Source organism: Coriobacteriia bacterium (assembly GCA_018368455.1).
In the GTDB taxonomy this organism is placed as follows: domain Bacteria; phylum Actinomycetota; class Coriobacteriia; order Coriobacteriales; family UMGS124; genus JAGZEG01.
In genome coordinates this window covers 49,193-72,562 of the sequence record JAGZEG010000010.1, presented here as the reverse complement: position 1 = coordinate 72,562, position 23,370 = coordinate 49,193, and the positions used below count along the sequence as shown (strand labels likewise).

General features: G+C 61.8%; 22 protein-coding genes and 2 tRNA genes. 16 read left to right on the top strand and 8 right to left on the bottom strand.

The window, feature by feature from the left end; genetic code table 11:
- Nucleotides 1-15: 15 nt before the first annotated feature.
- From rsmG to rpmH, 6 genes are all read right to left on the bottom strand, one after another.
- Complete coding sequence (gene rsmG, locus KHZ24_07805) at nt 16-759, bottom strand: 16S rRNA (guanine(527)-N(7))-methyltransferase RsmG (protein MBS5451097.1); 744 nt, start codon at nt 757-759, stop codon at nt 16-18.
- 213 nt (nt 760-972) lie between these two features.
- Complete coding sequence (locus KHZ24_07800) at nt 973-1,557, bottom strand: KH domain-containing protein (GenBank protein MBS5451096.1); 585 nt, start codon at nt 1,555-1,557, stop codon at nt 973-975.
- A 192-nt stretch (nt 1,558-1,749) separates the two neighbouring features.
- Nucleotides 1,750-2,511, bottom strand: coding sequence for a YidC/Oxa1 family membrane protein insertase (locus KHZ24_07795; protein MBS5451095.1), 762 nt, complete (start codon nt 2,509-2,511; stop codon nt 1,750-1,752).
- A gap of 86 nt (nt 2,512-2,597) precedes the next feature.
- Nucleotides 2,598-2,876 carry a membrane protein insertion efficiency factor YidD gene (gene yidD / locus KHZ24_07790; protein ID MBS5451094.1) on the bottom strand — a complete coding sequence of 93 codons (279 nt, stop codon included), beginning with the start codon at nt 2,874-2,876 and terminating at the stop codon, nt 2,598-2,600.
- Nucleotides 2,873-3,208, bottom strand: coding sequence for a ribonuclease P protein component (rnpA, locus tag KHZ24_07785; protein MBS5451093.1), 336 nt, complete (start codon nt 3,206-3,208; stop codon nt 2,873-2,875). The genes yidD and rnpA overlap by 4 nt, the downstream gene beginning before the upstream one ends.
- 2 nt (nt 3,209-3,210) lie before the next feature.
- The gene (gene rpmH / locus KHZ24_07780) at nt 3,211-3,378 is read right to left on the bottom strand and encodes a 50S ribosomal protein L34 (GenBank protein ID MBS5451092.1); all 168 of its coding nucleotides are present in this window, start codon (nt 3,376-3,378) and stop codon (nt 3,211-3,213) included.
- A 590-nt stretch (nt 3,379-3,968) separates the two neighbouring features.
- On the opposite strand from rpmH, the gene KHZ24_07775 reads away from it, so the two are divergent.
- From KHZ24_07775 to gyrA, 8 genes are all read left to right on the top strand, one after another.
- The gene (locus KHZ24_07775; protein MBS5451091.1) at nt 3,969-5,393 is read left to right on the top strand and encodes a winged helix-turn-helix transcriptional regulator; all 1,425 of its coding nucleotides are present in this window, start codon (nt 3,969-3,971) and stop codon (nt 5,391-5,393) included.
- A 5-nt stretch (nt 5,394-5,398) separates the two neighbouring features.
- Nucleotides 5,399-5,773 carry a helix-turn-helix domain-containing protein gene (locus KHZ24_07770; GenBank protein ID MBS5451090.1) on the top strand — a complete coding sequence of 125 codons (375 nt, stop codon included), beginning with the start codon at nt 5,399-5,401 and terminating at the stop codon, nt 5,771-5,773.
- A gap of 5 nt (nt 5,774-5,778) precedes the next feature.
- On the top strand, nt 5,779-7,635 hold the full coding sequence (locus KHZ24_07765; GenBank protein MBS5451089.1) for an ATP-binding protein: 1,857 nt from the start codon (nt 5,779-5,781) through the stop codon (nt 7,633-7,635).
- 438 nt (nt 7,636-8,073) lie between these two features.
- Nucleotides 8,074-9,177, top strand: coding sequence for a DNA polymerase III subunit beta (gene dnaN, locus KHZ24_07760; protein ID MBS5451088.1), 1,104 nt, complete (start codon nt 8,074-8,076; stop codon nt 9,175-9,177).
- Between the two features lie 12 nt (nt 9,178-9,189).
- A complete protein-coding gene (locus KHZ24_07755) occupies nt 9,190-10,314 on the top strand; it encodes a DNA replication/repair protein RecF (protein ID MBS5451087.1) in 1,125 nt (374 codons plus the stop codon).
- Nucleotides 10,307-10,996 carry a hypothetical protein gene (locus tag KHZ24_07750; protein MBS5451086.1) on the top strand — a complete coding sequence of 230 codons (690 nt, stop codon included), beginning with the start codon at nt 10,307-10,309 and terminating at the stop codon, nt 10,994-10,996. The genes KHZ24_07755 and KHZ24_07750 overlap by 8 nt, the downstream gene beginning before the upstream one ends.
- 161 nt (nt 10,997-11,157) lie before the next feature.
- Nucleotides 11,158-13,224: a DNA topoisomerase (ATP-hydrolyzing) subunit B gene (gene gyrB, locus KHZ24_07745; GenBank protein ID MBS5451085.1), complete on the top strand. Its 2,067-nt coding sequence runs from the start codon at nt 11,158-11,160 to the stop codon at nt 13,222-13,224.
- A gap of 86 nt (nt 13,225-13,310) precedes the next feature.
- Nucleotides 13,311-16,130 carry a DNA gyrase subunit A gene (gene gyrA, locus KHZ24_07740; GenBank protein MBS5451084.1) on the top strand — a complete coding sequence of 940 codons (2,820 nt, stop codon included), beginning with the start codon at nt 13,311-13,313 and terminating at the stop codon, nt 16,128-16,130.
- 283 nt (nt 16,131-16,413) lie between these two features.
- Here gyrA and KHZ24_07735 read toward each other — a convergent pair whose 3' ends face one another.
- Both KHZ24_07735 and KHZ24_07730 read right to left on the bottom strand, forming a co-directional pair.
- Nucleotides 16,414-16,920: a GNAT family N-acetyltransferase gene (locus KHZ24_07735; GenBank protein MBS5451083.1), complete on the bottom strand. Its 507-nt coding sequence runs from the start codon at nt 16,918-16,920 to the stop codon at nt 16,414-16,416.
- 17 nt (nt 16,921-16,937) lie between these two features.
- Nucleotides 16,938-17,438: a bifunctional nuclease family protein gene (locus KHZ24_07730; protein ID MBS5451082.1), complete on the bottom strand. Its 501-nt coding sequence runs from the start codon at nt 17,436-17,438 to the stop codon at nt 16,938-16,940.
- Nucleotides 17,439-17,574: 136 nt separating this feature from the next.
- On the opposite strand from KHZ24_07730, the gene KHZ24_07725 reads away from it, so the two are divergent.
- From KHZ24_07725 to KHZ24_07690, 8 genes are all read left to right on the top strand, one after another.
- Nucleotides 17,575-17,651, top strand: a tRNA-Ile gene (locus tag KHZ24_07725).
- A 62-nt stretch (nt 17,652-17,713) separates the two neighbouring features.
- A tRNA-Ala gene (locus KHZ24_07720) sits at nt 17,714-17,789 on the top strand.
- A gap of 212 nt (nt 17,790-18,001) precedes the next feature.
- Complete coding sequence (locus KHZ24_07715; GenBank protein MBS5451081.1) at nt 18,002-18,844, top strand: hypothetical protein; 843 nt, start codon at nt 18,002-18,004, stop codon at nt 18,842-18,844.
- Nucleotides 18,841-19,338, top strand: coding sequence for a hypothetical protein (locus tag KHZ24_07710; GenBank protein MBS5451080.1), 498 nt, complete (start codon nt 18,841-18,843; stop codon nt 19,336-19,338). Before KHZ24_07715 ends, KHZ24_07710 begins: the two co-directional genes overlap by 4 nt.
- Nucleotides 19,339-19,431: 93 nt before the next feature.
- Entirely contained in the window at nt 19,432-21,285 is a 1,854-nt protein-coding gene (typA, locus tag KHZ24_07705) for a translational GTPase TypA (protein ID MBS5451079.1), read from the top strand.
- A 195-nt stretch (nt 21,286-21,480) separates the two neighbouring features.
- Nucleotides 21,481-22,752 carry a DNA recombination protein RmuC gene (locus KHZ24_07700; GenBank protein MBS5451078.1) on the top strand — a complete coding sequence of 424 codons (1,272 nt, stop codon included), beginning with the start codon at nt 21,481-21,483 and terminating at the stop codon, nt 22,750-22,752.
- Nucleotides 22,753-22,812: 60 nt separating this feature from the next.
- Nucleotides 22,813-23,103, top strand: a complete 291-nt coding sequence (locus tag KHZ24_07695) for a hypothetical protein (protein ID MBS5451077.1) — start codon at nt 22,813-22,815, stop codon at nt 23,101-23,103.
- 37 nt (nt 23,104-23,140) lie between these two features.
- Complete coding sequence (locus KHZ24_07690; protein ID MBS5451076.1) at nt 23,141-23,368, top strand: type II toxin-antitoxin system RelE/ParE family toxin; 228 nt, start codon at nt 23,141-23,143, stop codon at nt 23,366-23,368.
- Nucleotides 23,369-23,370 lie beyond the last annotated feature (2 nt).

Here is a 23,370-nt window from a genome sequence, read left to right as displayed (position 1 = left end):
GTTTCACGTGAAACATCATGCAAGGGGATGTTTGAGGGCATACCCCACTGCTCGCGGTAGACGAACAGACGGCTTTCCCATTTTGCCATAGACAAGAAGCGTCCTGCGACCATAGTCGCCGGGAAGTTCAAGCTCCATCGTCTCAATGCGTTGCATTCCTGCGAGCTTGGCAGCCTGTTGGCCAGAGCGTAGCTCCTCGTGATCAGGAACGCCCTTTGAAACGATAAGACGTCCATCGCGTTTCAACAGCGGGGAAGCATACTCGATAAGCACGGGAAGAGGAGCAAGGGCTCGAGCAAACGCATAGTCAAACTTTTCCCCATACACCTGAGGAAGGATCTCAAGACGCTCTGAGGAGGTAGAAAGCCGATCACCCAATTCGAGCTTATCGATAAACTCGTCAACAGCAGCTACTTTTTTCTTGACAGAGTCGCAAAGCAGGCCCTTGAGGTCAGGGTTAGCGAGAGCAAGCGGAATACCGGGAAAGCCACCGCCACACCCCATGTCAACGAAAGACCCCTTGAACTGAAGCACACCTGCATCATCAGCCCCCGCACCTTTCATGAAGAGCAGGGAGTCTAGCAGATGAAGGACAATCCCCTTGTCGCGATCACGAATGGCTGTCAGATTGAGAACTTCATTCTTGGCCAACATGAGATCAAGGAATTCCAATAAGCGAGCAGACGCTGCGTCGTCCAGTGAGATGGAGAAATCCGCTGCCATCTCCTCGAGAGTGTTGATGTCACACGTTGTAGCCATATCGCACTTCGCTTTCTGACAGAAATCCTTGGTTCACGGAGTTCAGGAAAAAATATCGATAAAACGCAGGCGCCTTAAATGAATCCCAGAGAATGATCCGTTCTCCTAGTCCACATATCTTACCGGTAAGAGCAGCATGCGCTGGTCGGCAACAATAAAAAAGGGTGCCCGCAGGCACCCCTCAAAAGCATGTCTCTTATGAAACAGCCGCGCCTACTTGGCTGGCACAACAACAACGCAGCGATTGGGCTCAGACCCCTCGGAGTGCGTCGTAACGCGACGGTCGTTCCGGAGAACAAGGTGGACGATACGCCGCTCATACGGCTTCATGGGGTGCAGACGAACCTCAGAACCGCGCTGCACAGCCTTGCGCGCAGCGGACTTCGCCAGGTTTTCGAGCTTCGAGAGGCGTCGGTTCTCATATCCCTCGATGTCAACAGTCGCCGGGAAACGGAAGCCCAACTCGTTGTTGAGCAGCGTGGAGAACATAAACTTAAAAGAGTCGAGCACCTTGCCGTGATAACCAATCAAGATGCCGAGATCTTCACCCGTCACGTTGAAGATGAGCTGTCCAGCATCGCTGTCATACTCATCGATCGTTGCATTCTCGGCATCAAAGTACGACAGCAGCGTACGCAGAATGGCAATGCCCGCGTCAGCAACCTGGTCAAGCTCGTCGTCAGTCAGAGACTCGCCAGCAGACACCTTACGGGCGATCTCGGCATACTCCTCAGGCACGCCAGCGTCGCTCTGCTCCCCCTCGACAAGGGAGGCAGCAACAGCCTCCGGCCCCGCCATCTCCTGAACGTCCTCGTTCAACTCTTCGCTCGACATACGTCTCTCACCTCGTGAATCCTGATGGATGGCAGCGGCGCGCACCGCGCTGATACAGCATACCCGAACAGCACGCATCAGTGCACCCTCGTCTACGAAAAGGGGCCGGCACACCATTCGGCACGCCGGCCCCACACACAGCCTTTCGACAGCTTGTTAGCCCTTCTTGCGAGGACGGGGCTTGTGCTCGCGACGCACGACATTGACCTCGACGGGCTTCGTCGCGATCTCCTTCTCGCGCTCCTCCTCGACCTCGGCGTCCTTCTTCTTGAAGATGATGAACTGCTGGACGCACGCCCACAGGCTCGACGTAACCCAGTACAACACAACGCCGGCGGGAGAGGACCAGCCAACGAACAGCATCATGACGGCCATGACGGCACCCATGCCCTTTGTCATGCTGTTCGACTGCTTCTGCATGAGCATCGGGATGAACGTCAGGGCGCTGAACAGGACGGTGAAGATGAGATACGGGATGGCGCCCAGGATGTCGCCGCTACCAAAAAGCACGGATGTCGACGTCGTAAGATCAGGCAGAATACCGTAGAATGCGAACGGGGCGCCCTCCGGGAACATCTCGCCCAGGTTCCTCAACACACTGAACAGCGCGAAGAAGATGGGCATCTGGATGAGCATCGGCAGACAGCCCGACAAAGGGTTGAACTTATGCTCGGAATAAAACTTCATCATCTCTTCGTTGAGACGCTGAGGATCATCCGCGTACTTGGTTTGAATCTCTTGAAGCAGGGGCTGCACGACCTGCATCTCCGCCATGGACTTCATCTGCTTGAACGTAAGCGGCAGAAGAAGTAGGCGCACGATGACCGTGAGCAAGATGATAGCCAGGCCCCAGTCGCCAACAAAGCCCTCAAAGAAGCCGATGCACACGGCGAGGGCGTTGATAATCCAATCCCACATGGGTCCTCCGAGAACAGTCGTAAGGAACTCAATCGATTACACGCCGGCCGCATCCTACGGCAGGCACCCCAGACGCAAGGCAACGATCAGTGTGCCGATCCTCCCCTCCCTGACCCGAGATGGTCGGGCACCGGGTCATATCCTCCTTCGCAGAACGGGTGGCATCGCAAAATGCGCCGAAACGCAAGCCAGCCACCACGCACAGCCCCAAACCGCTCGATTGCGATAACAGCGTACTGCGAGCACGTGGGGATATAGCGGCAGCAGGAAGGAAACCGCGGGGATATACAGGAACGGTAGAAGTTGATGAGGCACAACAGAAGCCATCGGGGCACGTTGATGAGCCGACGTATCGCGGCTTTCATCGCACGTGAGCCTTCTTGAGCAAGCTCCCCAGGTTGGCAGCAACCTCTTCATGATCCGCCGAGCGTGTGCGGGCGTTCGCTACGAGAACGACGTCATACCCAACCGCAGGCAAGCCGGCCTCACGGGCAACTGCCCGCAAGACCCGCTTGCTCCGGTTGCGCACAACGGCGCACCCCAACTTCTTGCCCGCAATAAACGCAACGCGACCGGCCTGGTCGCGTTGCGTCTCGCCATACTCTTTGGTTATGATGCTGAGGTTTCTCCCATTAAATCGCGCCCCCGATGCAAATACATCGGAGATCTGGGCGCTCGATTTAATGACAGCGCCCATCGCTATCGGGTGTGGCTGACGTTGCACTTCTCGTCGGAGACGGTCAGGCGCTTGCGGCCCTTGGCGCGACGACGGGCGAGCACCTTACGGCCGTTCTTCGTGGACATGCGGGAAAGGAAGCCGTGGCACTTGGCACGCTTCCTCTTATTGGGCTGGTACGTACGCTTCATGGTGATCCTCCTGGCGTGGCACGTCTATGCTGCGTATGCAGACAAAAAAGCCTTTGAAGTATAGCGACGGGCTTCGGGAGCGTCAACGAAGGTAGGCAACCGCGCATAACCTGTGAAGATGATTCCACGAATTCAGAATCTTCTACCGTGCGAGCCTCAACTATAAGCGTTTCAACCAGGTGGGAATATTCCACGTTTCAACGTAACTTTCCACGGTTTCCGCCGTTGTGAATGAAACTTTCAACAGCTTTGGAATGTTTTTCTGTTTGAACGATTGTTTTGCCTGTTGAAAGACTAGATTTCCTGTTGAAATATCTGTCGAAACAGTCGATACTTACCAGCGGAAACGTCGACAGCGAGCGGAATGCCGTTGAAAGGTTCGTGGAAAGTGTTGAAATCTTCCACGCAAGTGGATGTCACAACATCATCCAGCGAAACTTTCAACGAAACGCATCACGGGGGGCAACGCTATCTCTGAAAGTCGCAAGACGACGTTGTCGGCGGAATGCGCGGCGGGCACGCGCACGACGTGGCACAATGGGGAGCCTGCGGTCGTCGGCCGCGTTTTGGCTCTATGACGGGAGGCGCGAGTGGCGGACGACTTCTATCCCTTCGTGGACAACGGGGCCCAGGCAGTGCCCGGGGTTCCTGAGCGCCCCTCCGAAGCAGCACCTCTATCGCAATCAGCATCCCAAGCAGATAACACCGCAGCCCCCAGCCTCGGCGTCCCCATCTACCCGGCACGTATCGCGGTGTACGACGACATGGAGATGTCGCCGCGCGTCGTCGTCGTAGACCCAAAAGACATCCGTGACTACCTCGCAGAGATCACGAGCACGACCTACGATCTCGTGACACAGCAGGGCGGCACGTTCGCGTTCTCCATGATCCGCGAGCTCGTGGAGAACTACATCCACGCGGCGTTTATCGAGCCGACGATCTCCATCCTCGATCGCGGTCAGACCATCGTATTCAGCGACCAGGGTCCGGGCATCCCCAACAAGCGCGATGCCATGCGGCCTTCGTTCACGTCGGCAACGCGCGCAATGAAGAAGTACATCCGCGGCGTCGGCAGTGGCCTTCCCATCGTCGAGGAGTACATCCGTCGTAACAACGGAACACTCACGATCGAGGACAACCTAGGTCACGGCACGATCGTCACCGTTTCGCTCGTACGCAAAAACGGCGCACCCACCGAAAGCGCTGCGCCATCCCCGCAGGGAACACCCGGCAGAGGTGCCTTCGCGCCGGAGACGCCGAGCACCACGACGCCGCAAGCCAACACCCCTGTCGGGTTCCCGGCCACGACGGGCTACGGAACCCCCGCGCAATATCCGGCGGCACAACCCGGCTCCCCATGGCCGTACGGTGCGCCGAGCCATGAGATAGGCGCCGGCATCGCTGCTGGCCAGCAAGCATATCCGTCAGGCTACCCCGGCTACGGGACGCAGGCGGCGGGTGGATGGGCCGCCGCCTACCCGCAATCCCAGTGGGGGGCGACCCCGGCATACCCGGGAAGCATGCCCGGCTATCCGGGCGGCACGAGTGCGTATCCCACACCAGCGCCCGGCTACCCCGCCGCCCCACCCGCAGGCAGCCAGACGTTCCCCGGCTACCCGGTCCAGCCCGCGGGATATAGCGCACCCGGATCCCAGGCCGTCGCACCCAGCCAGATGTCCGGCCTTCCCATGGGCACCGGTTACCCGACGGGATCGTACGCAGGAACCGCCGGTATGCCAGGAGAAGCTGCACCCCACGCAGGCGCCCCCAAAGCATCAGGGACGCCGCTCAGCGACGAGCAGATCGCCATCCTGACCCTCTTCACACATCATGAGGGCATCGGGCCAAAGGAGTTGACCGACGAGCTCGGTATCTCCGGGGGCACCGGGTCGCGACGTCTCGCGACGCTGCAGAAGATGGGCTACATCATCAAACAGGGTCAAAAGTACCGTCCCACGGACATGGGGCGCCAGGTAGCCAACCAGTCAGGCCCCCTCACGAACGGGAATAGGTGATGCGCATGAACGAGGAATCCCGCGAGGAAGCCGCCATTCTCTGGGGCAGCGTCGTCCACGCCCCGTCGTCACCCGAATCGCCGGCGGCATCCGTCACGTCCACGCCCGCACCGGTGCCCCAGGCGAGTGCCTCCGCGTCATTGGCGGCGCCGCTCAGCGACGAGCAGATCGCCATCCTCTCGCTCTTCGGACACCACGAGGGCGTCGGACCCAAAGAGCTGCACGAGGAGCTTGGTATGCCAACGGCAACGGGTTCACGGCGTCTCACGGCTCTGCAGCAGATGGGTTACGTGATCAAGCAGGGGCAAAAGTACCTGCTCACGGACATAGGACGTCAGATCGTCGGTCAGCTTGGCCCCCTCACGAACGGGAATAGGTGATGCGCATGAACGAGGAATCCCGCGAGGAAGCCGCCATGCTCTGGGGCGACGTCGTCCAGCTGGCCTGCGAGTCGGGTGACCCAGAGATGGCGCAGTGGCTCGAGCGCCTGCTGCCCGTGTCGTTCGACGGCACGACGCTCGTATGCGCCACGAAGCTCAAGTGGACCGAGCGTCGCGTCATGACAAACTACCGGGCCGCCATCGAGGCGTCCATCCACGAGATCACGATGGAGCCGGCATCCTTGTCTGTCGTCGTGGACCCGTCGCTCTTCGCTGACAGTCCGTCGTCACCCGAATCGTCGGCGGCATCCGTCACGCCCACGCCCGCACCGGTGCCAGCCCAGCCAAGCCCGGTACCCTCCGCGCAGCCCGTTACCGCAGCTCCCACACCTGCCGCCGTAGAGTCACCGGCCGAGACGCCCTCCCTGAGCCCCGCCGCACTTGCCGGGGCCCAGGCGGCAGTGAGCCGCACGACTCATCCGCTCGTCGGCCTGCGGGCCAAGATTCCAACAGCCGTCTCGGCGTCCCTAGAAGCAGCGCGCCCCAGCATCCAGACGGCACAAACGTCGGCGGAGCCGCCCGTCGCAGCGCAGCTCAGCTCCGTCCCCCCAGCCACCCCGACTCAGGTCGAGCCTCCGGCGGTGCCGGCGGAGACCCCTGCTTTCGCAGCGGAATCTCGGTCCTCGGCTCCCGACGACCAGGCCGTTCAGTACGCCGAACCCGACGAGCCGGAACCCACTCCCGTCCCCGTCGCTCCGCCGTCATCCGAAGTGTCGGCCCAGGTAGCTGCCGCCGATCGCCCCTCCCCCGCCCCGGCAGAGCCGCTCTCGAACCTCACGTTCGAAACGTTTGTCGTCGGTGAGGCAAACCGCATGGCGTTTGACGCAGCCCGCACGATCGCCGAGGAGGAAGTCGTCCCCTACAACCCGCTGTTCCTGTACAGCAAGCCGGGCATGGGCAAGACGCACCTGCTCCACGCCATCCGCAACTACATCCAGATGTACCGCCCCGGCATCAATGTCTCGTACGCGCGCGCGGAAGATCTGCTCGACACCTATACGAGCGACCTCAAGGAGGGCAAGCGCGGCGCCGAGATCCTGCGCGACTACCGGCAGGCCGACGTCCTGCTCGTCGACGACGTCCAGTTTTTCCAAAAGAAGGACGCCACACAGGTCACGTTCTTCGACATATTCAACCAGCTGACGATGCAGGGGAAATCCGTCGTGCTCACCGCCGACGTCCCCCCCGACTACCTGCAGCTCGACGAGCGTCTGAAGCAGCGGTTCGGCATGGGGCTCATCATCGACATCTCCGCCCCGAACTTCGAGCTCAAGCGCGCCATTTTGCATAGCTACTCCCAGACGTACTGTCAGAGCTCCAAGCGCTTCCACGGCGTCAGCCTCTCGGAGGATGCGCTGTCCTACATGGCGGAACTCGCCCCGAACAGCATTCGCGAGACGCTGGGCTTCCTGACGCGCGTCCTGGCAGAACAGGCCGTCACGCCCCAACAGCCCCTCACGCACGAGCGCATCAAGGCTGTCCGGGACAAGCTGTTCAAAGCGGGCAGGCGCGTCGACATCGCCATGATCATCGACGTTGTGTGCGAGGAGCTCGGCGTTCCCTCAGCCGACATCAAAGGCAAGGGGCGCACGAAACCCGTCAGCGAGGCGCGTCAGATTACGATGTGGCTCGCCCGCCAGATGACAGACGAGAGCTATCAGGCCATCGGCAGCCCCTTTGGGCGCGATCACTCGACCGTCTATGCATCCATCTCCAAGATCGACCTGCTGAGTCAGGAGGACCCGGTGTTCCTCGCGCGCCTGGAGGCCCTCAAACGTAAGATCGAAGGCCGCACCGCGTAAAAGGAAGCATCCAAGGCTTGTGGTTGAGCATCACGCAAAACCGCAAGATGTGGGATCTGCCTGTTGAAAACTCAGTGGATAGTTTGAGAGAAGTCGTTTGAAATCCCAGGGCGTTCCCGTCGAGAGGTCGGTGTATAACCTGTGGGAACGCAGTTGGATTGCCGTTGCATATCGGTGGTTTGCAAACAGCGCCTCCGCGGGCATGCCTCGGTCATCCAACACAAGGTAGAATTGCATCAACAGAGCTCGTGTGGGGAAAAGAAGGCCCCCCACCTGCGGGAAAGCAAGGTTTCAACCATAAGAACAGCGCCTACTACCACTACTACCTATACCTATATAAGGGGAGTACGGTAGAGGACGTTTTCACTCCACAGCCCCTTCGGGAGCGAGTGGCGGGCAACACCGATAGCAGCGCACGGCGGAAGGATGCAGCACATCATGAGATTCGTCATAGACAGGGACTCTCTCAAGAATGCCCTTGCCATCACAGTCAAGGGCATGGACATGAACTCGACGCTGCCCATCCTCTCGGGCGTCCTTCTCACGGCAACCGAGGGCTCCCTCCAGCTCGAGAACACGAACATGGAAGTGAGCATCCGCCAGCGCGTCATTGCCAATGTCGAGGAGCCGGGGCAGACCGTCGTGCCCTACAAGCTTCTCAATGACATCATCGGCCATCTTCCTGACATGGCGATCTCGTTCAAGACCGAAGGGACGAAGCTCTCCATTACGTGCGGATCTAGCTTCTATAGCCTCAACACGCTCAGCCCCCAGGACTTCCCTGCCTTCCCGGAGTACAGCCTCGACAGCATGGTCGAAGTGCCGACGGACTCGCTGAACGAGATGATCGCACGCGTAGGCGTTGCCGCCTCGACAGATCGCATGCGCTCCATCCTCAACGGCGTCCTTGTGAATATCACACCCGACATGGTGCGCTTCGTGACGACGGACTCGGTGCGTCTGGCCGTTGCTGAAACGAAGATCGTCTCCGAAGTCGAAAACTTCGAAGTCATCGTGCCTGCCAAGGCCCTGCGCAGCGTGCTGTCCCTCGCGGCTGGCTGCAAGTCGATCACGATTGGTACGAACGCTTCCCAGATCGTGTTCCTGTTCGGGGAAGCCGTCTACGTGACGCGTCGCATCGAGGGCACGTACCCGAACTACCGCAAGCTCATCCCGACATCGCACGCGACGGGCGTGCGCATCAAGACGGGCGTGCTGTACGAGGCCATGCAGCGCGTCAAGGCCATGACGGCGACGAACTCCGAGATCTGCTTCTCTATCGACGCCGGGCAGAACCTGCTGACTATCACGTCGAACATTCCCGACCAGGGCAACGCGCGCGAGGAGATCCCCTGCGAGGTCGAAGGAGACGACATGGTCATCGCGTTCAACTCGCGCTTCATCTACGACTGCGTGCAGAAGGGCGACGGGGACGAGATCCTGACGTTCGAGGCCGAGAGCCCCCTGCGCCCGGGCATCTTCAAGAGCCTCGGCAAGGTGGACTTCCTCTACCTCGTCATGCCCGTGCGCCACAACTACTAGGCGCGCGACGGCGTGGCTCTCACCATCACGCGGGTCGAGTACCGCGACTTCAGGAACATGGCTTCTCGAACGCTGGAGCCCAACCCCGGCCTCACGGTGCTCGTGGGGCCCAACGCGGTGGGCAAGACGAACTGCGTCGAGGGCATCGCGCTTCTGACGAGCGGGCAGAGCTTCCGTCATCTTGCAGGGCCGAGCGACCTTGTTCGTGAGGGGGCATCATCCTGTCGCGTCTCCATGCTGCTTGAGGGGGAGAAACGCCGCGTCGACGTTGCGTTTGAGGTCGTGGAGGGCAAGAAGCGCCTGCTCGTCAATGGCAAGGCTCGCCGTATGGGGGAGGGTGCCCGTCTCATGCCCTCTGTCCTGTTCTATCCTGACGACCTCATGGTCATCAAGGGGCCGGCCTCGGGGCGGCGCGCCATGCTTGACGACATTGGCGTTCAACTCAGCGAGGCGTACAGGCGCGTCCATCGCGATTACCAGCGGGCTTTGGCGCAGCGCAATGCCCTGCTGCGCGTCGACGACCCTGCAGGGGAGCCAGGGGCCGACCCCCGTCCCAACGGCATGCTCGAGGCGTGGACGGAGGCACTCGTCGGCGCGGGGGCGACGCTGTACCTATATCGGCGCTCGCTGCTCGCACGCCTGACGCCGCTCATCGCTGACGCCTATGCATCGATCGCGCCGGGCGAGCGGCTGGATGTGGGCTACGAGAGCTCCTACGCCCCCGCACTCGACGTGGACGTCTCGCGCGCGGATGTCGAAGCGGCTCTGCGGGCACGTCTGGGGGAGCTACGCGTCGCAGAGCTGTCGCGGCGCGTGACGCTCGCCGGACCGCACCGCGACGACGTGACGTTTGCGATTGACGGGAGGCCAGCGCGCCTGTTTGGCTCACAGGGACAGCAACGCACGATCAGCCTTGCCGAGAAGATCGCTCACGTGAACCTCGTGCGGGCCATGACGGGAACCTACCCCGTCGTCTTACTCGACGACGTCATGAGTGAGCTGGATGCCACGAGGCGCTCGGCCTTGTTCGACCTCATCCATACGGGTGTGCAGACGATCATGACGACGACGAACCTCGACTATTTCACGCCCGACGAGCTGGGGAGCGTGCGTATCGTGGACATGGGTCATGAGTAGGGCGAGCGAGGCGGGCCGCGCTGCCCGTGATAGGCGGGAAAACCCCGCCGTGCGCCCGAAGCTGGACGCCGAGAGCCGGGCCGATCTTGCCGATGCTGTCGCCACGGGCAAAGACATCGCCGCCCAGTTTGATCCGCGGCTCGATAAGCAGAACGCCGGACGTGCCTGCGTCCCGCAATCAGCGGGCGCGCTTGCGGGACGGGCAGCTGACGGCATTTTCCGTACCTCGAGTGCCTGGTCGCTGACGTCGCGCGCCCTGCGCATCTGGCGCATGATGTCTGACGAGCGTGTACGCACGCATGTCACGGGCGTGTCTCTGACGGAGCGTCGCGTGAGCCGCGTTCTGACGTTCTACGTCGATAGCAGCGTGTGGGTACAGGAGCTCTCTATGCGTCGCTACGAGCTGTTCCAAGAGTGGACAATGCTCTGTGAGCGGCATGATCCCGACCTTGCTGTGGACGATGTCATGTTCAAGCTTTCGAAGTCGGCCCGAGCTGCCGGGCACAACGGCTCCGTCGCCAACTACGGAGTGCAGCCTGTGTACGTTCCCGCTCGCCTAACGCCCGACGAGCTTGATGCCGTGCGTCGACGCGTTGAGCCCATCACGGACGCAAGGCTGCGGAAAAGCGTCCAGGATGCGATGACGGCCATGTTTGCGTGGAAAAAGTCAAAGGGACACTAAATCGGGCCTCAGATAGCCTCTGAAGCATTCATGAGGCATTCCGTACAGTAGTTGCTGTACCGACTTTTTTTACAGGCATTCATCTATAATGTATCACATGTGTATACAAGGCGGCAGCCGCTTGTTTATGTGGCGGCCCCGCCCGGCGGGAAGGGACACTCGTGCCTGAGAAGGTATCCGAAGCATACGACGGTAGTAAAATCCAGGTTCTTGAGGGTCTCGAGGCCGTGCGCAAGCGCCCGGGCATGTACATCGGCTCGACGGGTCCTGCTGGCCTGCACCACCTCATCTATGAGATCGTCGACAACTCGGTCGATGAGGCCCTCGCTGGTTTCTGCACGAAGATCGAGGTAACAGTCCACCTCGACAACTCCGTTAGCGTCGTCGACAACGGCCGCGGCATCCCCGTGGACAAGCACCCCAAGCTCAAGAAGCCGACGCTCGAGGTCGTCATGTGCGTACTGCACGCCGGCGGCAAGTTCGGCGACGGCGGCTACAAGGTGTCGGGCGGTCTGCACGGCGTCGGCATCTCCGTCGTCAACGCGCTCTCGAAGAAGACGATCGTGCGCGTCAAGCGCGACGGCCACAAGTACGAGATGCAGTTCTCGCGCGGCAAGGTCACCGGCAAGTTCACGGAGATCGACTTCGATAAGGGAGAGTCGCGCGCCTCGGGCACGACGGTGACGTTCTGGCCCGACGAGGAGATCTTTACCGAGACGACGGTGTTCGACCACGACACCATCTCGAACCGTCTCCAGGAGATGGCGTTCCTCAACAAGAACCTCAAGATCGTCTTCACCGACGAGCGTGAGCTTGAGCCGCGCGTCGAAGAGTTCTGCTACTCCGGCGGCATCAGCGATTTCGTGAAGTACCTCAACGAGGGCAACGAGATCCTGCCCGGCCTGTCCAAGCCCATCTACTTCGAGCGTAAGACGACGCAAGAGGGCGGTACGGACGAGAACGGCGAAGTCGAGATCGCGATGCAGTGGAACACCGGCTACAGCGAGCGCGTCATGCCGTTTGCCAACAACATCTATACGATGGATGGTGGCACGCATCTCGAGGGCTTCCGCCAGGCGCTCACGCGTACGATCAACGACTACGCGCGCAAGCAGGGCATCCTCAAGGACAAGGATAACAACCTGTCCGGCGATGACACGCGCGAGGGCCTGACGGCCGTCGTGTCCGTCAAGCTGTCGAACCCGCAGTTCGAGGGCCAGACGAAGACGAAGCTCGGCAACTCCGAGATGCGTCTGCTCGTGCAGTCCACCGTGGCCGATGGCCTGGCAGAGTACCTGGAGGAGCACCCCAACCAGGGCCGCGCCATCTGCAACAAGGCTATCGCCGCGAGCCGTGCCCGCACAGCCGCTCGCAAGGCCCGCGAGGCTACGCGCCGCAAGGGTCTGCTCGAGAGCGCGAGCCTGCCGGGCAAGCTGGCCGACTGCTCCGTGCGCGAGCCTGCCATGACCGAGCTGTTCATCGTCGAGGGTGACTCGGCAGGCGGCTCGGCCAAGGACGGACGTCGTCGTGACATCCAGGCCATCCTGCCCCTGCGCGGCAAGATCCTCAACGTCGAGCGCGTCGGCGACCACCGAGCGTTTTCGAGCGACACGATCCAGTCGCTTATCACGGCCATTGGCACGGGCGTCACGAATGCCAACGGCGAGGGTGGTGACTTCGACCTGTCCAAGGCGCGCTACCACAAGATCATCATCATGACGGACGCCGACGTTGACGGTGCACACATCCGCATCCTGCTCATGACGTTCTTCTACAAGTACATGCGCCCGCTCATCGAGGCTGGCTACGTCTATGCCGCTTGCCCGCCCATCTTCGGCATCAAGAAGGGCAAGAAGATCAGCTACGTCTATCCGGACGGCCGCACGCCCGAAGACGAGATCCTCAATAACAAGCTGATCGAGATGGGCCTCAAGACACGCGACGAGGTTGCGTCCGACGAGGACCTCGAGGCCCTGCGCGAGGGCAAGGAGGTCACGAAGAAGAATCGCGGCTACTCCGTCCAGCGCTACAAGGGTCTGGGCGAGATGGATCCCCAGCAGCTTGCCTCGACGACGATGGACCCCAAGACGCGCATCCTGCAGCGCATCACTATCGAGGACGGCGCCCTTGCCGAGCGCGCCGTGCGCGAGCTCATGGGCAACCAGGTGGAGTTCCGTCGAAGCTATATCGAGGAGCACGCCCACGACGCCCGCTTCCTCGACGCGTAGGAGGTTGCAGAACCCCGGCTGCTGCGTTGCGATGGAACGCGCCGATGATCGACATCGAATGAGAAAGGCCAACTGTGGCTGACGACATGAACACGAACGACCGGGAAGGCTCCGCGGGCCTGCCCGACGACCTTAAGCGCCTGCTGGCCCGCGCCGAGGGCGACGACTCCGACGCGCCCGTCTACGACCCCGACGCCGCCGACGAGACGGGCGACGACGCCGTGTCTTCTGACGACGATGACGACGAGCTGGAAGAGGACTTCGGCAACGTCGCACGCGGCGAGGACGGCGGCACGGACATCAACGGCGGCATGCTCCAGGTCAAGGAGTTCGGCCGCGAGATGAAGCAGTCGTTCATCGAGTACTCGATGAGCGTCATCACGGCCCGCGCCCTGCCTGACGTGCGCGACGGCCTCAAGCCCGTGCACCGCCGCATCCTGTACGCCATGAACGAGAGTGGCATCTTCCCGAACAAGCCCCACAAGAAGTCGGCATGGACCGTCGGCGAAGTTATCGGCAAGTACCACCCTCACGGCGACTCCGCTGTCTACGACACGATGGTCCGCCTCGCGCAGTGGTTCTCCATGCGTACGCCGCTCATCGACGGCCACGGCAACTTCGGCAACATCGACGGCGACTCGGCGGCCGCCATGCGTTACACGGAGAGCCGCCTGGCCAAGCCGGCCATGGAGCTGCTGCGCGACCTGCAGAAGGACACGGTCGACTGGCAGCCAAACTACGACGAGTCGCTGCGCGAGCCGTCTGTGCTGCCGGCGCGCTTCCCCAACCTGCTCGTAAACGGCTGCAACGGCATCGCCGTCGGCATGGCCACGAACATCCCGACGCACAACCTGGGCGAGGCCATCGACGCCACGTGCATGCTCATCGACAACCCCGAGGCCACGACCGACGAGCTCATGACGGTACTGCCCGGCCCGGACTTCCCGACCGGTGCCCTCATCATGGGCACGAGCGGCATTCGTGATGCCTACGAGACGGGCCGCGGCTCCATCACTGTGCGCGCGAAGGCCCACGTCGAGACGACGAAGACCGGTCGCAACCGCCTCGTGTTCACCGAGATTCCCTATCAGGTGAACAAGGGCATGCTGCAGGAGAAGATCGCCCAGCTCGTCAACGAGAAGCGCATCGAGGGCATCTCCGACATGCGCGACGAGTCGAACCGCAAGGGCCTGCGCCTCGTCATCGAACTCAAGCAGAACGTCATCCCACAGGTCGTGCTCAACAACCTGTACAAGTTCACGAGCCTGCAGACGACGTTCGGCGTCATCAACCTCGCCCTGGTCAACGGCGTGCCCAAGCTGCTGACGCTGCGCCAGATGCTCCAGTACTACATCGACCACCAGGTCGACGTCGTGACGAGGCGCACGCGCTATGACCTCAAGAAGGCCCAGGCGCGCGCCCACATCCTCGAGGGCTACCTCATGGCCCTCGACCACATCGACGAGGTCATCTCCATCATTCGCTCGTCGCAGACCGATGCGGAGGCCTCGGCGCGCCTCATCGAGCGCTTCGGCTTCTCCGAGGAGCAGACGACGGCCATCCTTGAGATGAAGCTGCGCCGCCTGACCGGCCTGGAGCGCGACAAGATCGAGGCCGAGCTCGAAGGCCTGCGTAAGGCCATCGCCTACTATGAGGACCTGCTGGCGCACCCCGTTAAGATCCTGGGCGTCATCAAGGAGGAGATGCTCGAGATCAAGGAGAAGTTCGCCGATCCGCGCCGCACGGAGATCTCCGTCGAGGGCACGAAGGAGCTCAACGTCGAGGATCTCATTGCCGACGAGGACATGGTCGTCACGATCACGCACTCCGGCTACGTCAAGCGCCTGCCTGTGGCAACGTATCGCTCGCAGCACCGCGGCGGCAAGGGCATGCAGGGCGTCAGCCTCAAGGACAACGACTTCGTCGAGCGCATCTTCGTGGCCTCGACGCACGAGTACGTGCTGTTCTTCTCGACGAAGGGCAAGGTGTACCGCCTCAAGGTGCACGAGCTGCCGTTGGCGAGCCGCACGGCGCGCGGTACGGCAATCGTGAACCTCGTGCCGTTCGAAGAGGGCGAAAAGATCTCGGCCGTCATCAACACGCGCGACTTCCCCGAGGACGACTACCTCATGTTCGCGACGCGTGAGGGCATGGTCAAGAAGACGTCCATGAGCGAGTACAGCCGCAGCCGCCGCGACGGCATCATCGCCATCAACCTGCGCAGCGACGACGAGCTCATCGCCGTGCGCCGCGTCCAGGCCGGCGACAAGGTTATCCTCGTGAGCGATGCCGGCAAGGCCATCAAGTGGGACGAGTCGCAGGTCCGCGGCATGGGACGCGCCACGTCGGGCGTCAAGGGTATGACGCTGACTGACGGGGCTCACCTGCTGGGCATGGAGATCTCCAACGACAAGGGCGACCTGTTTGTCATCACGGAGAAGGGCTACGGCAAGCGCACGCCCGTCGCGGACTACCCCGAGCAGAACCGCGGCGGCCAGGGCGTGTTCACGATCCAGATGACGATCAAGAAGGGCCTGCTCGCTGCTCTCAAGGTCGTGGGCCCGCAGCATGAGCTCATGATCGTGAGCGTCGAGGGCGTCGTCATCCGCGTGAAGGTCAAGGACATCAGCCAACTTGGCCGCTCGACGCAGGGCGTCAAGATCATGGATGTGGCCGAGGGTGACAAGGTGGCTGCGCTTGCTCGCATGAAGCAGGCCAAGCCCAAGGCTGCAAAGCCGCTGCCCGAGGGCCAGAGCGCGCTCGACCTGGGTGCCGTGACGGAGAACCCCGACGAGGTCGACCTGGGCGACGGCGAGGACGACACGATCGACGAGGAGCTTGACGGCCTGTCTGAGGGCACGAGCGGTGCCGACGACGAGCCCGCTTCCGAGGGCGACGCCGAGTAGGGGTCGCTGAGCGTTTCGGATTGAAGGGGGAGGACGGGGATCGAACCGTCCTCCCTTTTTTGTGCGACAGGGGGCGAGATGTGGCCCGAAAGCGGACCTGTGTATGGCCTACCGATCGTCAGCGTGCCTGGCTGGGCGCAAACTCCCAGGTCGCAACCGGACGTCATCGCCTATTCGGGAATGTCCCCATACATAAGGTCATTTCTTGCCCGCGAGGTACCCCCTACGAGCAGAAATACCAAGAAGCCGACCGGGGCATGTCAGTGAGGTTCGGGCGCGTCCTCTAGAGCGAGATCCAATACCGTTTCACGGCGACGTTCTCCTCAGGATCGAACAGCTCATTCTCGAAGACGCCGCCGTTGTTGAGAATGACGCGCTCCGAGGCGATGTTGTCCTCGTCGCAGACGCACAGGACGCGCGAAAGTCCAAGCTGGCGCGCCTTCTCCAGTCCCTGTCGAAGTATCCGCGTCGCCAGGCCGCGGTTTCTCACGGACGGGCGAACGGCGTAGCCAACGTGCCCGCCGAAGTTCAGCAGATAGTCGGTCAGCTCGAACTTCAGGCTGAATACGCCAACAAGGCGGTCACCGTCGAAGCAGAGGTAGAAGTCCTCTTGGACATATCCCTCCGGCAGGTCCTGCCCCGTATGCCTGTTCTGCATCCCGAGGAGCCAGGAGTCGTATTCTTCGTATCCGGCGTGACCGATGCATGCGTCTCCGGCCAGCCCGCATTCCCGATAGAACGACAGCACGTCGTCCCTGTCATCGACGGTTGGCATACGTAGGATCAGCACAGGCCGCCTCTCCGGAGCTATAGAGTAAAGTCGCTGGGGGAGAGATGTTCCACGAAGTCGTGGAACTCGCGCATCTCGGCCTCGTCGCGCTCTTTTTTGACGTTGACCCACGCGGGGAAGCTCGCTGCCTCCATGACGTCCTCGCTAACGTACATGGGTACCTTGAGCCTCACGGCGAGCGCGATTGCGTCGCTGGGACGGGCATCGATCTTGTGGGTGACATCACCCTGCTTCACGTGGAGGTTGGCGTAGAACACCGTGCCGCGCACGCGCGTAATCACGATGCGCTGGAGCTTGCCACCGAGCGTGCCCATGACGGTAGACAGCAGGCCATGCGTCATGGGGCGCGTACTCGGCTCGCCGGATACGGCCTTACCGATGGCAGCCGCCTCGACCGGCCCTATGCAGATCGGCAGGACGCGGTCGTGCTCTCCCTCGCGAGAAATGGGACGCAGGATGAGCATGGAGGCACCGGGGATGGCACCCATCACGAGAGTCTCGAGCGTGACGCGTATCATGCGAGCCCTCCCCTCTGTCGACACGGCTCTCGTTTCGCATTCTATCCAAAGAATGTGATGAATTGTGATGATGGCAAATTCTCAAAATTCGTTGTTGACCTGACGGGATTCCTTGCATATGATAATCCAGAACTTCGGGCCCGTAGCTCAGTTGGTCAGAGCGTACGGCTGATAACCGTAAGGTCACAAGTTCGAACCTTGTCGGGCCCACCATTTCTTTTACAATAAACGTCCCAGCGTGAGCCGAGTCGCCGCTGGGACGTTTATTACTAACTGGGGATGTAGCTCAGCTGGGAGAGCGCGGGCTTTGCAAGCCTGAGGTCGTGGGTTCGAACCCCATCATCTCCACCAGGTGTGATTGACGGGCCGAGGCGGATTCCTCGGCCTTTTTTTGTGCGCGCCCGCATAGTGGCCAGATCTTGTCCTTGCGGAATTCGGTTCGCCCCGCCGGTCGTTTGCCTCCCTTTACCCTGTTCTGCTGGTACCTCAGCCAGATGGTGTATCGTTACATAAACGTCCACACGTGGAACGAGCCGCTCGTATGTCGTGAGAAGGGGGCCGTCGTGAACAGGTTCGAGGCGCTCAATGTGCTCGGTTTGGACGAGCAGGCATCCGACACCGACATCCGCATGGCGTACTACGGTGTCCAGAAAGCGGCCGAGACTCAGGACTTCTCCGACAACGAGCACATCGCCGTGCGCGTGAACGCCCTCCTGGACCGCACGAAAGAGGCGCGCGACTTTCTGCTCACGCACGGCACGGGCGCACCGAAGCCCGGATCGTCTTCCGGCCCTCGCCGTACGGGAGGCGCCGTCGGTGCGGCGTTCGGGCGTAAAAAGAGGGCTCCCGAAAAGCTTTCGGTCACGAGCGACGAGGAGAAGAAAGCCCGCCTCGACGGACTCGAGTCCCTGCGCGTTTGCCTGCTGACGTATCGCGACGGCCAAGCCTCGCGTAGACTTACGTGCCTGGTCATCATCCTGTGCTGCATCGTTGTCGGCTTCATCGTGCTGCGTTATATCCGCGCTATGCCGCCGCGTATTGTGTCGTTCTCTGCCATCGCCATTGCCGCCATTGCGGGCTCAACGGGCTTTACGGCCGCTCACCTGCAGTGCCGCAACACGAAGCGTCACGTGCTCGACATAGATGAGCGCATCCATGAGCTGAGGGTCGACCTCGGTCTTGACGATCCCGACGGCGATTTCGACGGCGACGGCATCCCTAACGGGGACGAGAAGCGTACGGGTATGGCGGGGCTTGCTGCGGCGCATGCGGGGAGTGCGTTTGGCTCGGCCGTCGTGGACGATGTTCTTGACGATCTGGAAATACCCATCGACGAAGATGCTGACGAAGAAGACGACGAGAGCGATCCGCGCGCATCTCACGCGGAGAAGGAGGTCACTCGATGATACAGGAGCGTCGCAGCTCGGGTGCTGCTGAAGAGCCCGAGCCCATATCGGCTGAGATGGAGGCGCTGGCTGACGCACTTATCGACTATGGCCTTGACCTCCTGGGAGAGACAGGTCAGCTCGTTCCCACCGTTGCGGTCGAAGATGCGTCAGGCGGGCAGGCCATTCTGTCGCTTGACGGGGACGAGGATATCGAGGAGTGCCTGGACGAGGCACACGATCTCGTGCGATCGGCTGCGCGCGGCAAGGGGGCCTCTTCGGGCCGTCGCATCGACGGGCTGTCCGGACGCCCGGTGCGCTATGCCATAGCGTATGACGGCGCCATTCGCGAGGAAGAGGGGGGCGCCTACCGCCCGGCCCTCATCGTGGAGTACGGTGAGCAGGGCCTGGCGAGCGGTTACTCGGCCTACCTGCTGTACAAGCATGCGGGACACCCTCAAAAATTTGTGTGGACGGACCCCGCCGCAGCCGGGGAAGTCGAACTGCTCGTGTGATTGGGATTATAGTTCGTAGGTTATCGACGAAACTCTACCCATCACTTACCAGCCCATCCGCCGATGCCTTATTGCACGAAAGGTAGCCTCGCTATGCGTCAGGATCATTTGAGGAATATCGCCATCATCGCGCACGTCGACCACGGCAAGACAACGCTGTGCGACAAGCTTCTGCGCGCGACGGATGCTTTCCGCGCCAACCAGGAGGTGCAGGATCGCATCCTCGACTCCAACGACCAGGAGCGCGAGCGCGGCATCACGATCCTCGCCAAAAACATCTCCATCGAGTACCAGGGCGTCAAGATCAACGTCATCGACACGCCTGGCCACGCGGACTTCGGCGGAGAGGTCGAGCGCGTCCTGCGCATGGCCGACGGCGCCTTGCTGCTCGTCGACGCCTTTGAGGGCCCGATGCCCCAGACGCGCTTCGTGCTCCAGCACGCTCTGAGCTGCGGCCTGTTCGTCATGATCGTCGTCAACAAGATCGATCGTCCCGGCGCTGACCCCGATAAGGCGTACAACGACTGCCTCGACCTCATGGCAGACCTGGGCGCCAACGACGAGCAGCTCGAGTTCGCCATGGAGCACGTCGTGTACTGCTCGGCCATGAACGGCTACGCGCGTCTCGATCCCTCTGACGACAACATGAACATGTATCCGTTGCTCGACATGATCGTCAACGACATGCCGGCGCCCGATGTCGACGTGGATGCTCCGCTTGCCATGCAGGTTGTCAACGTCGACCACTCGCAGTTCGTCGGCCGTATCGGCGTGGGCCGCATCTACTCGGGCACCATTCACGACGGCGACCAGATCAAGGTCATCAAGAACGACGGTTCCGAGTCAACGGCGTCCGTGCGCAAGCTGTACACGTTTGACTACCTGGGCCGCAAGGAGTGCACCGAGGCTGTCGCCGGCGACATCTGCGCCGTCGTTGGTGTCGAGGGTACGGACATCGGCGACGTCTACACCTCGCCTGAGAATCCCCAGCACCTCGAGCCCCTGCGCGTTGATCCGCCGACGCTCTCCATCATCTTCGAGGCTTCGACGTCGCCGCTCGTGGGCCGCGAGAGCCAGAACAACATCGTGGGCGCCCGCCAGCTCAAGGAGCGCCTCATGCAGGAGAAAGAGGCCAACATCACGATGGCCATCAACGAGACGGAGGACCACACCGGTGTCGTCGTCTCGGGCCGCGGCATCCTGCACCTCTCCGTCCTGATGGAGACGATGCGTCGCGAGGGCTATGAGTTCCAGGTCGGCCGCCCCCAGGTCATCTACAAGAAGGAAGGCGGCAAAACGCTCGAGCCGTACGAGGAGGCCGTCGTTGAGGGCCCGGCCGAGTACGCCGGCAAGGTCATCGAGCTGTTCGGCAACGTCGGCGGTCTCATGACGCACATGGAGACGTACGACGACCGTGCAAACGTCAAGTTCAAGATCCCGACGCGCGGCCTCATGGGCATGAAGACGCGCGTGCTCAACGTGAGTCACGGCGAGTCGATGATGTACCACACGTTCCTCGAGTACGGTCCGTACGCTGGTGATATCAACGCCCGCAAGAACGGCCTCATGATCTCGATGACGACGGGCAAGGCCGTGGCCTACGCCCTTGGCACGCTGCAGGATCGCGGTCAGCTGTTCGTGGGCCCCGGTGACGAGTGCTACGAAGGCATGATCGTCGGCGAGCGTCCGCGCGAGGGGGACATGGTCGTCAACGTCGAGCGCTCGAAGAACCTGGGCAACCAGCGCTCCTCGACGGCCGACATCGCCGTGCAGCTGACGCCGCCGCGCACGTTCACGCTCGAGGAGTCGCTCGAGTACATCGCGGACGACGAGCTCGTTGAGGTCACGCCGCAGCACATCCGCATGCGCAAGCGTCTGCTCACGGAGACGGAGCGTCGCAAGGCGAAGGTGCGCGCGATGAACGCGGCCGCCGGCGAGCTGGGCTAGGCGATTAAGGGGCGTTGCCTCAGCGGGATTGAGGTCGTCGTACGGGCGAGCACTGCTCCGACGGATAGCTGAGCATTTCTGTCGGAGGCATGGCGTAGCATAGGGGCGGCTGCAGGCCTGGATTTCCAGGCAGTGCAGCCGCCCTTTTTCGTACGCGCGCGAAAGACTGCGCGATGATAGTGGGAAGGTGAGGGCATGGAATCCATAGTGGACATTCCCGGGTTTGGTGAGGTGCCGGTCGGCGTGCTCATCGCCGTTGTGGTGCTTGTCGCTCTGCTGGTGGTCGCGGTCGTGCTGTTGGCGCTCGTCCTGGTACGCCTGCCGAGGCGTGGGGTTCCGGGACAGCCGGGCCCCGACGGCCTGTACGCTGCCGACCAGATGCGTCAGGCCGTCGGCGGCTTGGTGTCTCAGAACCAGGCAACGACGCAGTGGCTTGCCGACAGTCTCTCTGCCATCAGTGGCGGCCTGTCGACGCAGGGCGCCTCAACGGCGGAGACGGTGCGTCAGGTGCAGGAGCGCCTCGTGCAGCTTGCTGCTCAGCTCGAGCCGCAGGCTGCCTCGACGGCGACGGACGTGCGCGGCGTCCAGGAGCAGCTGCGCTCTCTGGCCGCCTCGCTTACGCCGTCTGCCGAGGCAACGCGGGTTTCCGTTACCGAGCTGCAGCGCGGTCTTGCCGACCTGCGGGCTTTTGTGGGGGCTCAGGGCACGCAGACGTCGGACACGCTGGCGAGCGTGCGGCGCAGCGTCGAGGACATGGGCGCCATCATGCTCAACCACAAGACGCGTGGGACGTGGGGCGAATATCAGCTCGACGTACTGCTCGGGGACTATGCCGGGGCGAGTCGCGATGTCTATGAGACGCAGTATCACCTCGCCAACGGAACGATTGTCGACGCGGCACTTCACCTGCCGGGGACGGACTGCGTGCTGGCCATCGATTCGAAGTTCCCTCTCGAGAACTACGTGGCCATGCAGCAGCCGGGACTTGACGAGGCGGCGCGCAAGGCTGCCCACCAGCGCTTCGTGGCAGACGTCAAAGAGCGCATCCGCGAGGTGGCGGACAAGTACGTCAATGCCGAGACGGACGACCACGCGCTGATGTTCGTGCCGAGCGAGGCCGTGTTCGCGCAGATCTGCGCCGATGATGCCGATCTATTCGACGTAGCACTGCGCCGGCACGTGGCCATCGTATCCCCGACGACACTCATGGGCACGGTCACGACGATCGTCGCGCTGACGAATGACTTCAACCGCTCGCAGAACGTGCGCGAGGTCGTCGAGCTCATCGTGGGGCTCCAGGAGAACGCGCTACGCCTCGCCGAGCGCATGGAGGATGTCGAGCGTTCGTTCAACGCGCTCGATCGCAAGGTGCACGACGTCGGGGTTTCGGCTCGCAAGGTTGCCCGCGACATCGACCGCATCGGTAGCGGCTACCTCGATGACAACGTCGATGAGGAGATCGGCTAGGTTATATCTATAGTAATATATATAGATATAATCATACCTATCTCTTATAGGAGGTTTCCTATGGAGGCAATCTACTCGTCCACCGCGTTGCAGACCCAACAGAGAGAAATCAAGGACATCGCCCGCAAGCAGGTCGTTCACATCACTGAGAACGGGAACGGCGCCTTTGTTTTCTGCTCGGAAGAGCTGTTCCAACAGGCGATAGACGAGGCTCGAATACAGGCGGCTGAGGAGGCTCGCCTCTCGTCGATCATCGAACGTGGTGAGGCCGACTTTTCGGCCGGGCGCGTCTATGAGTCTTTGGATGCCGCCTTCGGGGAGATAGAGGGGCGCGTGGCTGTCCGTGGCTAGGCTCAGGTTTGCCGAATCGTTTGTGGAAGCTGTTGCCATGAATGTAGAGCCGGCGTCAAAGCGAGCTCAGATCCGGTCGAGCGTAGAACTCCTTGCCGCGTTTCCCGAGATGGGGTCACCTATCGTGACGTCGTCGATTGTGCGTCGCTATGGCCAGGGGGTTCGCAAGCTCGTGGCCTCGCCGTTTGTCGTTATCTATCGCTACGTCGAAGACCTCGATGAGGTGCGCGTCCTCGGTCTCGATCACCAGCGCACGATTTTGTAAAA

Excerpts from the sequence above, each read along its gene's own strand:
- rsmG (MBS5451097.1), bottom strand. The coding sequence starts at position 759 with ATGGCTACAACGTGTGACATCAACACTCTCGAGGAGATGGCAGCGGAT.
- KHZ24_07800 (MBS5451096.1), bottom strand. The coding sequence starts at position 1,557 with ATGGCGGGGCCGGAGGCTGTTGCTGCCTCCCTTGTCGAGGGGGAGCAG.
- KHZ24_07795 (MBS5451095.1), bottom strand. The coding sequence starts at position 2,511 with ATGTGGGATTGGATTATCAACGCCCTCGCCGTGTGCATCGGCTTCTTT.
- yidD (MBS5451094.1), bottom strand. The coding sequence starts at position 2,876 with ATGAAAGCCGCGATACGTCGGCTCATCAACGTGCCCCGATGGCTTCTG.
- rnpA (MBS5451093.1), bottom strand. The coding sequence starts at position 3,208 with ATGGGCGCTGTCATTAAATCGAGCGCCCAGATCTCCGATGTATTTGCA.
- rpmH (MBS5451092.1), bottom strand. The coding sequence starts at position 3,378 with ATGAAGCGTACGTACCAGCCCAATAAGAGGAAGCGTGCCAAGTGCCAC.
- KHZ24_07770 (MBS5451090.1), top strand. The coding sequence starts at position 5,399 with ATGAACGAGGAATCCCGCGAGGAAGCCGCCATTCTCTGGGGCAGCGTC.
- KHZ24_07765 (MBS5451089.1), top strand. The coding sequence starts at position 5,779 with ATGAACGAGGAATCCCGCGAGGAAGCCGCCATGCTCTGGGGCGACGTC.
- dnaN (MBS5451088.1), top strand. The coding sequence starts at position 8,074 with ATGAGATTCGTCATAGACAGGGACTCTCTCAAGAATGCCCTTGCCATC.
- KHZ24_07750 (MBS5451086.1), top strand. The coding sequence starts at position 10,307 with ATGAGTAGGGCGAGCGAGGCGGGCCGCGCTGCCCGTGATAGGCGGGAA.
- gyrA (MBS5451084.1), top strand. The coding sequence starts at position 13,311 with ATGAACACGAACGACCGGGAAGGCTCCGCGGGCCTGCCCGACGACCTT.
- KHZ24_07730 (MBS5451082.1), bottom strand. The coding sequence starts at position 17,438 with ATGATACGCGTCACGCTCGAGACTCTCGTGATGGGTGCCATCCCCGGT.
- KHZ24_07710 (MBS5451080.1), top strand. The coding sequence starts at position 18,841 with ATGATACAGGAGCGTCGCAGCTCGGGTGCTGCTGAAGAGCCCGAGCCC.
- typA (MBS5451079.1), top strand. The coding sequence starts at position 19,432 with ATGCGTCAGGATCATTTGAGGAATATCGCCATCATCGCGCACGTCGAC.
- KHZ24_07700 (MBS5451078.1), top strand. The coding sequence starts at position 21,481 with ATGGAATCCATAGTGGACATTCCCGGGTTTGGTGAGGTGCCGGTCGGC.
- KHZ24_07695 (MBS5451077.1), top strand. The coding sequence starts at position 22,813 with ATGGAGGCAATCTACTCGTCCACCGCGTTGCAGACCCAACAGAGAGAA.
- KHZ24_07690 (MBS5451076.1), top strand. The coding sequence starts at position 23,141 with ATGAATGTAGAGCCGGCGTCAAAGCGAGCTCAGATCCGGTCGAGCGTA.